Below are 11,532 nucleotides of genomic sequence, written 5' to 3' on the forward strand. Positions count from 1 at the left end.
AGAATATCCTATTAATTAATATTTTATGAATAAAAACAAAAATTCTTTTTCTGAAGAAACTCCACTAATTAAACAATATAATAATATAAAAGCTAAATATACAGAAGACACTATTCTATTATTTCAAGTTGGAGATTTTTATGAAACTTTCGGAAAAGATGCTATCAAATGTTCCAAAATATTAAATATTGTTTTAACCAAACGATCAAATATTCCCTTAGCAGGATTTCCCTATCATTCTTTAAATAATCATTTGCCAAAATTAATCCAGTCAGGACATCGTGTTGCTATTTGTGATCAACTAGAGGAACCTAAAAAAGGAAAAAACATTGTAAAAAGAGGAGTCATAGAATTAGTGACTCCAGGAATAACTATAAACGAGAAGATTTTACAAACCAAATCTAATAATTTTTTAGCCTCTATTTACGTGGATAAAAAAAAATTAGGATTTAGTTTTTTAGACATTTCTACAGGAGAATTTTTTATAGCAGAAGATAATCAAAAAAATATTTTGCAATATCTAAAACATTTTAATCCGAGTGAAATTCTTTTTCAAAGAAAAGAAAAAAAATTTTTTAATAGATTTTTAAAAGACAAATATTATACATTTTTTATGGAGGATTGGATATTCAACTATTCATTTGCATATGAAAAATTGATAACTCATTTTCAAACAAATTCTTTAAAAGGATTTGGAATAGATGATTTAAAATTAGGAATTATTGCTTCTGGAGTCATATTAAGTTATTTATATGATACTCAACATTATAAAATAAAACATATTTCCACTATACGAAGAATAAAAAAAGAAGAACATATGTGGATTGATGATTTCACCTTTAGAAATTTAGAAATATTTCGTTCTTTAAATAAAAAAGGAGTTTCTTTAATAGATATTATAGATAAAACAATCACTCCTATGGGGAGTAGATTATTAAAACATTGGATTCTTCTTCCATTAAAAAATATACTACATATTCAAAAACGTCATAATATAGTACAAGAACTATTTTCTAATCCCTATATTCATAAATATATAAAAAAAAAATTGAAAGAAATTTATGATATAGAACGAATGATTTCCAAAATAGCTATTGGAAAAATATCTCCTCGTGAACTAATAGCATTACATAAATCCTTAGCATCTATTGTTCAAATAGAACAAAAAGTTTCCTTTTATAAGGAAAAAAAAGAATTACAAAAACTTATAAAAGTTGTAAATTCTTTTCAAAACTGTAACTATATTTCTAAAAATATTATTCAAACAATACACTCCGATTCTCCTCAGAATATTGAAAAAGGAAATGTCATTATGAAAGGTGTTTCTAAAGAATTGGATGAAATACGTCATCTTTATTCTTCTAAAAAAGAATATTTAGAAAAACTTTGTTCAATTGAACAATTGAATACAGGAATACAAAATTTAAAAATTGGATATCACAATGTGATTGGATATTTTTTTGAAATAAGAAATTCTAAAAAACATAAAATCCCATCGTATTGGATACGGAAACAAACACTTTCTAACTCAGAAAGATACATTACAGAGGAATTAAAAAATTATGAATTTCAAATTTTAAATGCTGAACAGAAAATTTTATCTCTAGAAAAAGAAATATTTTATGATTTGATCAATCAAATTTTAAAATTTATAAAACCTTTACAAAAAAACGCCAGAATTGTTGCAAAATTAGATGTTTTATGTTCTTTTTCTACCGTTGCATTAGAAAACAATTATGTGAAACCAGAAATAAATCACTCTTTCAAATTGTGCATAAAAGAAGGAAGACATCCAGTTATTGAAAGACAATTTCAATCCAAAACATCATATATTCCTAATGATATTATTCTAAATAAAAAAGATCAGCAAATTATGATAATAACGGGCCCAAATATGTCAGGAAAATCAGCTCTTTTACGTCAGACTGCAATTATTATATTAATGACACACATTGGAAGCTTTGTTCCTGCAACCTATGTAAAAATGGGATTAGTGGATAAAATATTCAGTAGAGTTGGAGCTTCAGACAACATTTCTTTAGGAGAATCTACTTTTATGGTAGAAATGAATGAAACTGCAAATATATTAAATAATCTTTCTAAAAGAAGTTTTCTTATTTTAGACGAAATAGGAAGGGGGACAAGTACTTACGATGGAATTTCAATAGCTTGGGCTATTATTGAATTTTTGCATGAAAATTCTTTTAGACCTATTACCTTGTTTGCAACTCATTATCACGAGTTAAATAAAATGAGTTCTAATTTTAACAGAATTAAAAATTCTCATTTTTATGTAAAAAAAATTGATGAAGACATTATTTTTATGCGTAAACTAATTGATGGAGGAAGTGAACATAGTTTTGGAATTCATGTTGCTAAAATATCAGGAATGCCTATAAAAATTATTCATAGAGCAAAAGAAGTATTAAAAAACAAAGAAAATTTATATAAAAATGATAATGATTCTCAACACAAAAAAAAATTAGAAAAAATAATTCATTTTTTAAAAAAAATAAATATTAATTATTTAACTCCTGTAGACGCTCTTGTAAAAATCAGTGAAATTAAAAATTTATTGGATAAGTTATAAAATTTGCGATATATATAAAAGTGTCTTTACCTTTGTCGAAGAACAGCATTTCATTTCATGTACGACTATAATTTTTTCATAAAAAAAAATGCGAGAATAGCTCAGTTGGAAGAGCACGATCTTGCCAAGATCGGGGTCGCGGGTTCAAGTCCCGTTTCTCGCTTTTTATTTTTTATAAAAAAAATAAATCCGGGTGGTGGAATTGGTAGACACACAGGACTTAAAATCCTGTGATCATTGTGATCGTACGGGTTCAAATCCCGTCCCGGGTACTTGGTCCTTTTTTTATTACTTATTTGTTTTTATAATTAAAATAATTTGGAGATTCTTTTGTAATGCTTACACTATGTGGATGATTTTCTTTTAATCCAGAATTAGTAATTCTAACAAATTTTCCAGTTTTCATTAATTCTGTAATGGTAGAGACTCCACAATATCCCATTCCAGAACGTAATCCCCCACAAATTTGATAAAGAACATCTTTCATTTTTCCTTTGTAAGGAACTCTAGCTTCTATTCCTTCTGGAACAAATTTTTTGTTGAATTGAAAATAACGATCTTTGCTTCCTCTTTTCATGGCCACTAAAGACCCCATTCCCACATATGTTTTAAATTTTCTTCCTTGAAAAATAATTTCTTCTCCTGGAGCTTCATCTGTTCCAGCAAATAAACTTCCAATCATAACAGAACTGGCTCCAGCTGCAATAGCTTTTACAACATCTCCTGAATATCGAATTCCTCCATCAGAAATTACATTCACATTTCTTGTTTTTGCATATTCATAGACATCATTTATGGCCGTAATTTGAGGCATTCCAACTCCAGCTATAACTCTTGTTGTACAAATAGATCCTGAACCAATTCCTACTTTTAAAATAGTAGATCCAGCATCAATTAAATCTTTTGCGGCTTTCATAGTTACTATATTTCCAGCTAATAGGGCTATATCTGGAAAATATTTTCTGATTGATTTTATCATTTTCAATATTCTATCGGAATGCCCATGAGCTGAATCTATGGATATAATATCTGTTCCAACTTTTACTAAAGAATCAACTCTTTCTAAAGTATTTTTATCGATTCCTACAGATGCTCCTACTCGTAAACGACCTTTAGAATCCTTGCATGCATTTGGATATTCTATTAAATTATCAATATCCCTAATTGTAATTAAACCCACCAATTTTTTATTGTCGTCTACAATAGGTAATTTTTCTATTCTTTCCTCTAAAAGAATTTTTTTTGCTTTTTCTAAAGTTATATTTCTTTTAGTAGAAGTAATCAATTTTTCTTTTGTCATAACATCTTCTACCAAAGAATCTAAATCCATCCTATATTTAATATCTCTACTCGTAATAATTCCAACCAAAGAATTATCTTTTTCAATTACAGGAAGACCAGAAATATGATATTTTCTCATAAGAGATTGTGCATGTCTTAGTGTTGAATTTCTAGAAAGGGTAATAGGATCATCTATCATTCCGCTTTCACTTCTTTTTACTCTATAAACTTCTTCTGATTGATTTTTTATATTCATATTTTTGTGAATAATTCCTATTCCACCTTCTCTTGCTATAGAAATAGCAAGAGAAGATTCAGTCACTGTATCCATAGCAGCACTTAATATAGGAATATTAAGAGTAATGTCAAATGTTAAAGAAGTTTTAAGAGAAACTTCTGATGGATGAATAGAAGAATAAGATGGAACAAGTAAAACATCATCAAAAGTTAAAGCTTCTTTTAAAATTTTTTTATTTAAAGACATAATTCTTGAATTTTTATTCAAAATATATATAAATTTGGTTATTTGATTAGTTATATTATGTGACGTATAAAAAAAAAATAAGAATTGTAACATTCTTATTTACAAAGACATAAAAAAAATGAAAATGTATAAATTGTTTTTTATATATGAGAGTATATAGATAATTTTTCATTTTTATATGAAAAAAATACAAATAATGTATATTTTATCATTCCAAATTTTTATATAAATTTGCCCATAATATGTTATAACTGAAATAATATTATTGATTATGATGAAAAAATTAAGAATTACTATTACCACGATCTTGTTAGCAATCTTTTTATTTGCAAGTAGTAGTTGTAATAACAAATCTAAAAACGAAAATACTTCTAATACAACAGAAGAGGAAAAAACAGCTAATAATAATGAAAATCAAACAAATTCCACAAATACGACTCCTCCTTCTACTTCAGAAGAATCCTCAAAAAATAATGGGGAAGATGCTGCTGCAGGATCCAACAATAATGATAAAGAAAAAATAACTCCTGAAGAAAACGAAAAAAATAAATAAAAAAAATAATCTAAAAAAAGAGGGGAATCAAATATTTCTCTCTTTTTTTAGATTTTTTATATTCTAGACTTGGAATAAATAATTTTAATCTAAGGAAGATTTGTATTTTTATGCTTTTTTGAATCCAAAATTATAGAAATCTTGCTTTCTTTCCTTTAAGGAATCTAAAATAATAAATTTTAGCTCGTCTTACTTTTCCTTTCTTATTCACTTCTATTTTTTGTATACTGGGTTGATTAAAAAAAAATATTCGTTCTATTCCTATTTCTCCACTCATTTTTCGAATAGTGAAAGTTTTTGTTAATCCTTTTCCTTGTTTTTTGAGAACAACTCCCTTAAAAGATTGGATTCTTTTTTTTTCTCCTTCTTTAATTTCAAAAAAAACGGTTATAGTATCTCCAGAATTAAATAAAGGAAAATCATTCTTTTTAAGAAATTTATTTTTCACGTATTGAATGTAATTTTCTGACATAAATATTTTTTTAATGAAAATTTTTTATTTCGGATATTATTTGATTTACTAAAAAAGATGCTCTTTTTTTTGATCGACTTTCTGCATATATTCGAATAATATTTTCAGTTTTAGATTTTCTTACATGAATCCATTCATGACTTTTAAAATGAATTTTAATTCCATCATTGACATCTATTTCTTCTTCCTTATATTTCTTTTTAATTTTTTCTAAAAAAACATTAACTTTTTGATCATGAAATAATTGAATCTTCTTTTTAGACATAAAATAATTAGGATATTTTTTTCTCAATTTAGTTAATGGAATTTTTGAAAGTGAGGCTACATAAGTTAAAAATAAGGCAATTCCTACCAATGCATCTCTCCCATAACGCAAATCTGGATAAATAATTCCTCCATTTCCTTCTCCTCCAATCACTGCATGAACTTTTTTCATCTTTTTGACAACATGAACTTCTCCCACGGAAGTGGAATAATAAGGAACTCCTCTATTAATGGATAAATCTTTCAATGCATGAGAAGAAGATAAAGTAGAAACAATAGGGCCTAATTTTTTTTTTAAAATATAATCTGCAATAGACACTATTGTATACTCTTCTCCAAAAAAATTTCCATTTTCACAAATAAATACAACACGATCTACATCTGGATCTACAGATATTCCCAAATCCGCTTGCATTTTTGGTACTTTTTTGCATATTTCTTTCAAATTTTTTCCAACAGGTTCAGGATTATGAACAAAATTTCCATGAGGATCACAATACATTTTAACTATTATTTCAACTCCCAAAGATTTTAAAAGATTAGGAACAGCTATTCCCCCTGTAGAATTAATTCCATCTACTACGATTTTAAATTTAGCTTTTTTAATCATTTTGACATCTACCAATGGTAATGAAATAATAGTATTTATATGTTTTTGAACATAGTTTTCTATGTATTTGTATTGTCCTAATTCATTAAATGGAACAAAATGTAAATATTTTTCTGTTTTGTCATCTACTATGCATAGTAATTTTTTGAAATCTTTTTCTGATAAAAATTCTCCTTTAGAATTGAATATCTTTAATCCATTCCAATTTTTTGGATTATGACTTGCGGTTAACATAATCCCACCATCTGCTTTTTCATTCATAACTGCAATGCCTACAGTAGGTGTTGTAGATAACCCAATATCAAAGACATCCACTCCAAGACTTTGAAAAGTGATAATTAAAAATTTTTGTAAACTAAAAGAAGTAGTACGACCATCTCTCCCTAAGATTATTAAATACTTCTCTCTACTTTTTTTTTTATATTTTCTTTTCATCCAGGAAACATAACCAGCAGAAATTTTTATTATGTCTATAGGAGAAAAACTTTCTCCAACTTTTCCTCCTAATGTTCCCCTTATTCCAGATAAAGATTTGACAAGTATCAAAAAAATTCATTTTTTTATGATGGCAAAAATACAAAATTAAATTTTTAGATTTACTCAAATTCTATAACTCTTATGAGAGTTATTTTATTTATAATAAAAAAAACAGTAAAAAACATAGTAGAAATACATATAAAAATAATGGATAAATTAATAAGAACTATATCATTGATATTCAAATAAACAGGAACAAAATCAATATAATATTGTACTTTATTTAAAGATAAGAATCTAAATTTTTTTTGTAAAATTAAAAAGGAAATCCCTATAATATTTCCTATTATCAATGAAGGAATTAAAATTTTCATCACATAATATAAAAATATCTTATAAATAACTTTGTTTTTAGCTCCTATAATTTTTAAAATTCCTATAGTTTTCATTCTTTCTAAAATGAGTATTAAAAGAAATACAACCATATTAATAATGATAGATATCAAAACTATAAAACTAATAACAAGAATGTTTACATTAAATATATGAATCCATTCTAAAATATTATCAGAATCAAACTGATCGTAAATAGTTTTTACTAAAAAATTATTTGGAATTTTCTTTTTAATTTTATTCTCAAGGAGTTCCATTTTTTTATGGTCAATAATAGAAGATAAAAACAATTCAATTCCTTCTAAAAAATTTTCATTCCAATTATTTATATGCTGTATATGTTTCATATCTCCAATCATATAAACATTATCAAATTCTGGAATTCCAGTATCATATAATCCACATACATAAAATTTTTTAGAAGTAAAGAAAGGAATTCCTTTTTTAAAAGAAAGAAAATTTAGATGAATAATTGAACCTATGTTCAACCCTAATGAACAGGAAATTTTTTGAGATAAAATAACTTTCTGACTAGAAAAAAGATTTTTTTTTATTTTTGAAAAAGATCCTTTAACTAAAAAATATTTAAAAAAAGCAGTATTATAATCTTTTTCATAGAATCCTTTAAATACGAATTTTTCTACATTTTTTTGATTTGTAACAATCATTACATTTTTTTCAGAAAAAGGATGAATCTGACGAATAGAACAATTTTTATTAGAAAATTGATTGAGTAAAATAGGGATTTTTTTTTTTAAAAATCCCCTTTTTGAATTATTATAAATAATAATTTGACCTTGAATATTTAATAATTTTTTGATTATAAATTCTTTAAATCCAAATCCTATAGAGAAAGTTAGAAGAGTTATAATTACACTAAATATTATTGTTACTTGTGTAATTAAAACTATTGTAAAAACCATTTTACTTTTACTAGAATCTTTCCAAATCGTTTTTTTTGAAAAAAACCATTCAAAATTATTCAAAATTAAAAAGAAAAATTATCCTCCTCTTTTATAAGAGGATCTTTAAAATCAATATCATCGTATGATGACGTCATAATAGAAGGTTTTTCTATGAAAAAACTATCTTTATCTAAAACATTTTTTTTATAATCTTCTTCCCAATCTAAAAAAGATCTTTTTTTCTTTTCAAAATCCATAAATTTTGATTGATTACTTATAAATTTTAAACGAAATTTATCCAATATTCCATTTCTATGTTTTGCTATTATTATTTCTGCTTGCCCAATGCAAGAATCATTCTCATCCGTATCCCAAGTATTGAATCCATAATATTCAGGTCTGTAAATAAATAAAACAATATCTGCATCTTGTTCTATAGCTCCAGACTCACGTAAATCAGACAACAAAGGACGTTTACTTCCACCTCTTGTTTCTACAGCTCTAGATAATTGAGATAAAGCAATGATAGGAATATCTAATTCCTTTGCTATAGATTTTAAACTCCTAGAAATTATTGATATTTCTTGCTCTCTATTTATTCTACTACTAGAATAACCATGATCTCTAATTCCCATTAATTGCATATAATCTATCAAAATTAACTTTATCCCATGCTGGGATATTAAACGACGACATTTTGTACGTAAACTAAATATAGATAAAGAAGGTGTATCATCTATAAAAAGAGGTGCTTCTTTTAATTTTTTAGTTTTTAAAAAAAGTTGTTTCCAATCTAAATCAGATAAATAAGATCTTTTTAGTTTTTCTGAAGATATTCCAGATTCTGATGAAATTAATCTTGTAATTAATTGAACAGAGGACATTTCTAATGAAAAAATAACAGCAGGAATTTTTTGTTCTATCACAATGTTTCTAACCATAGACAACATAAAAGTCGTTTTTCCCATACCAGGTCTAGAAGCAAGTATAATTAAATCAGAATTCTGCCAACCAGAAGTAATTTTATCCATTTTATAAAAACCAGAAGAAATCCCACTTAATCCATCCTTATTTTTTCCTATTTTCTTTATTTTTTCAATAGCTTTCATAATGAGAGATGGTGTACTTTCATATTTTTTTGATTTTAAATATCTTTGGTTTATCTCAAAAAGTTTAGATTCTGCTTTATCTAAAAGTTCAAAAACATCTGCTCCATTATCATAACAATTTTCTATAATCTCCGAAGAGATACTGATCAATTTTCTAAGTAGGAATTTTTGTTGGACTATACGACTATGATATTCTATATGTGCAGAAGAAATAACTTTTTGTGTCAATTCTATTAAATATAATTCTCCTCCTATAATATCAAGTTTCCCATCTTGACGTAGTTGATTAGAAACAGTATAAATGTCGACCGGTTTAGAATTATGATATAACTTTTGAATAGCACGAAATATATCTTGATGTTCTTTCTTATAAAAAACTTCAGGAAAAAGAATATCAACAATTTCATCTAATCCTTTTTTATCAATCATAATAGCACCTATTATCGCATATTCTAAATCTAATGCTTGAGGAGGGATTTTTCCATCCTTTATAATAAAATCAGAACGTAATTTATTTTCTTCCTCTTGGATTAGATGATTCATTTCTCTCATTTATCATGATTTTTTTGTTTTTTTTTTTATGACATAAAAAATAAAGTTCTTTACATATCCATTAAAATAAAAAAAATCAATGAAAATTGATGATTTTTTTAATCATAAAAAAAACCTATAGAAATATACTTATTTTTCCTATTTCTGATTAAAACTTCTGTATCAAAAAATGATAATTGTTTATAATATTTCATGATTTGTTTTTTAACAACTTTGTATGCTAATTCAGGATGAAAATGAGCTCCTCCTAAAGGTTCTTTAATAATGTCATCTATAAGATTTAATTTATACATATCTTCTGCAGTTAATTTCAACAACTCTGCTGATTTTTCTTTTTTTTCCCAATTTCCCCAAAGAATTGTAGAACAACTTTCAGGAGAAATAACAGAATACCAAGAATTTTCCATCATAGAAACCTTATCTCCTATTCCAATCCCCAATGCTCCACCACTTGCTCCTTCTCCTATAATTATAACAATTATAGGAACTTTCAAACACATCATCTCATAAATATTTTTTCCAATAGCTTCTCCTTGACCTCTTTCTTCTGCTTCAATTCCAGGAAAAGCACCTGGGGTATCTATAAAAGATACAATAGGTTTATGGAACTTTTCCGCTAATTTCATAAGACGTAATGCTTTTCTATATCCTTCTGGATTAGGCATTCCAAATCTTCTATATTGTCTTTCTTTAGTATTTTTTCCTTTTTGAGTTCCTATAAACATAAAAGTTTTATCTTCTATTTTTCCAAAACCCCCTATCATTGCTTTGTCATCTCCAATATGACGATCTCCATGCAACTCAATAAAAGAATCTTTTTTCGTAATAGAAAGAATATAATCTAAAGTGTAAGGTCTGTTTGGATGTCTAGACAATTGAACTCTTTGCCAAGGAGTTAATTTATGATGTAACCTTTTAATAGTTTGTTCCAATTTCTCTTGTAATTGAGTACAAACTTCTTTCATATTTACACCACTTTTCTTTTGTATAAGAATACAATTAATATACTGATCCTGAATTTCTTTTATAGGCTTTTCAAAATCTAAATATTCCATGATGAAAAAAAAATATATTTGACTATGTCAATGAAAAAATATATTCTTTATTCAAAAGAGAAATGTATTCTGTAGAAATTCCTTTTGGACATTCAATTTCACAAGATTTAGTATTAGTACAACTTCCAAATCCTTCCTCATCCATTTTTTTTACCATATTTAATACACGATTTTTTCTTTCTATTTGTCCTTGTGGAAGAAAAGAAAATTGTGAAACTTTTGCTGAAACAAATAACATAGCTGATCTATTTTTACATACAGCAACACACGCTCCACACCCAATACATGTAGCAGCATCAAAAGCTTTATCTGCATCTTCTTTTGGAATAGGAATCATGTTTCCATCTACTGTTTTTCCGAATGTATTCACAGAAATAAAACCTCCTGAGATAATAATTCTATCAAAAGATGATCTATCAACAACAAGATCTTTAATAACAGGAAAAGGTTTTGCTCTCCAAGGTTCAATATATATAGTTTCTTCATCATGAAAACGACGCATATGCAATTGACAAGTTGTAACTAAATTATCTGGACCATGAGCTCTTCCATTTATGTATAACGAACACATTCCACAAATTCCTTCACGACAATCGTGATCAAACGATATAGGATATTCTTTTTTACTATATAAAATTTTGTTATTTAAAACATCTAACATTTCTAAAAAAGAACTATCAGGAGATATATTATTAATTCTATAAGTTTTAAATTTTCCCTTTTCTTTATTATTTTTTTGCCTCCATATTTTTAATGTAAAATTAAGTAATCCTTTCTTCATAAAATT

General features: G+C 26.1%; 9 protein-coding genes and 2 tRNA genes. 4 read left to right on the forward strand and 7 right to left on the reverse strand.

Annotated elements, in window-relative coordinates; all coding sequences use genetic code 11:
- Nucleotides 1–25: 25 nt before the first annotated feature.
- The 3 genes from mutS (at nucleotide 26) to H0H77_RS02345 (ending at nucleotide 2,862) form a co-directional block, all read left to right on the forward strand.
- Complete coding sequence (gene mutS, locus H0H77_RS02335) at nucleotides 26–2,590, forward strand: DNA mismatch repair protein MutS (RefSeq protein ID WP_185851463.1); 2,565 nt, start codon at nucleotides 26–28, stop codon at nucleotides 2,588–2,590.
- 90 nt (nucleotides 2,591–2,680) lie between these two features.
- Nucleotides 2,681–2,753, forward strand: a tRNA-Gly gene (locus H0H77_RS02340).
- 24 nt (nucleotides 2,754–2,777) lie between these two features.
- A tRNA-Leu gene (locus tag H0H77_RS02345) sits at nucleotides 2,778–2,862 on the forward strand.
- Nucleotides 2,863–2,882: 20 nt separating this feature from the next.
- Here the strand turns inward: H0H77_RS02345 and guaB are convergent.
- The gene (guaB, locus tag H0H77_RS02350; RefSeq protein ID WP_185851464.1) at nucleotides 2,883–4,355 is read right to left on the reverse strand and encodes an IMP dehydrogenase; all 1,473 of its coding nucleotides are present in this window, start codon (nucleotides 4,353–4,355) and stop codon (nucleotides 2,883–2,885) included.
- Between the two features lie 271 nt (nucleotides 4,356–4,626).
- Here guaB and H0H77_RS02355 point away from each other — a divergent pair, with 271 nt between their 5' ends.
- A complete protein-coding gene (locus H0H77_RS02355; RefSeq protein WP_185851465.1) occupies nucleotides 4,627–4,908 on the forward strand; it encodes a hypothetical protein in 282 nt (93 codons plus the stop codon).
- Nucleotides 4,909–5,038: 130 nt separating this feature from the next.
- Here the strand turns inward: H0H77_RS02355 and rplS are convergent, their stop codons facing one another.
- The 6 genes from rplS to H0H77_RS02385 form a co-directional block, all read right to left on the reverse strand.
- On the reverse strand, nucleotides 5,039–5,380 hold the full coding sequence (rplS, locus tag H0H77_RS02360; RefSeq protein ID WP_185851466.1) for a 50S ribosomal protein L19: 342 nt from the start codon (nucleotides 5,378–5,380) through the stop codon (nucleotides 5,039–5,041).
- A gap of 10 nt (nucleotides 5,381–5,390) precedes the next feature.
- Nucleotides 5,391–6,800 carry a phosphoglucosamine mutase gene (glmM, locus tag H0H77_RS02365; RefSeq protein ID WP_185851467.1) on the reverse strand — a complete coding sequence of 470 codons (1,410 nt, stop codon included), beginning with the start codon at nucleotides 6,798–6,800 and terminating at the stop codon, nucleotides 5,391–5,393.
- A 50-nt stretch (nucleotides 6,801–6,850) separates the two neighbouring features.
- A complete protein-coding gene (locus tag H0H77_RS02370; protein ID WP_185851872.1) occupies nucleotides 6,851–8,047 on the reverse strand; it encodes an ABC transporter permease in 1,197 nt (398 codons plus the stop codon).
- Between the two features lie 65 nt (nucleotides 8,048–8,112).
- Nucleotides 8,113–9,690, reverse strand: a complete 1,578-nt coding sequence (gene dnaB / locus H0H77_RS02375) for a replicative DNA helicase (protein WP_185851468.1) — start codon at nucleotides 9,688–9,690, stop codon at nucleotides 8,113–8,115.
- Nucleotides 9,691–9,788: 98 nt separating this feature from the next.
- Nucleotides 9,789–10,745 carry an acetyl-CoA carboxylase carboxyltransferase subunit alpha gene (locus tag H0H77_RS02380; protein WP_185851469.1) on the reverse strand — a complete coding sequence of 319 codons (957 nt, stop codon included), beginning with the start codon at nucleotides 10,743–10,745 and terminating at the stop codon, nucleotides 9,789–9,791.
- A gap of 22 nt (nucleotides 10,746–10,767) precedes the next feature.
- Nucleotides 10,768–11,526: a succinate dehydrogenase/fumarate reductase iron-sulfur subunit gene (locus H0H77_RS02385; protein WP_185851470.1), complete on the reverse strand. Its 759-nt coding sequence runs from the start codon at nucleotides 11,524–11,526 to the stop codon at nucleotides 10,768–10,770.
- Nucleotides 11,527–11,532 lie beyond the last annotated feature (6 nt).

Origin of the sequence: Blattabacterium cuenoti (genome assembly GCF_014251255.1) — a bacterium.
GTDB lineage: Bacteria > Bacteroidota > Bacteroidia > Flavobacteriales > Blattabacteriaceae > Blattabacterium > Blattabacterium cuenoti_W.

What these genes read in the sequence shown, in the direction of transcription:
- dnaB (WP_185851468.1), bottom strand. Translation starts at nt 9,690, where the DNA reads ATGAGAGAAATGAATCATCTAATCCAAGAGGAAGAAAATAAATTACGT.
- guaB (WP_185851464.1), bottom strand. Translation starts at nt 4,355, where the DNA reads ATGTCTTTAAATAAAAAAATTTTAAAAGAAGCTTTAACTTTTGATGAT.
- H0H77_RS02355 (WP_185851465.1), top strand. Translation starts at nt 4,627, where the DNA reads ATGATGAAAAAATTAAGAATTACTATTACCACGATCTTGTTAGCAATC.
- rplS (WP_185851466.1), bottom strand. Translation starts at nt 5,380, where the DNA reads ATGTCAGAAAATTACATTCAATACGTGAAAAATAAATTTCTTAAAAAG.
- mutS (WP_185851463.1), top strand. Translation starts at nt 26, where the DNA reads ATGAATAAAAACAAAAATTCTTTTTCTGAAGAAACTCCACTAATTAAA.
- H0H77_RS02385 (WP_185851470.1), bottom strand. Translation starts at nt 11,526, where the DNA reads ATGAAGAAAGGATTACTTAATTTTACATTAAAAATATGGAGGCAAAAA.
- H0H77_RS02370 (WP_185851872.1), bottom strand. Translation starts at nt 8,047, where the DNA reads ATGGTTTTTACAATAGTTTTAATTACACAAGTAACAATAATATTTAGT.
- H0H77_RS02380 (WP_185851469.1), bottom strand. Translation starts at nt 10,745, where the DNA reads ATGGAATATTTAGATTTTGAAAAGCCTATAAAAGAAATTCAGGATCAG.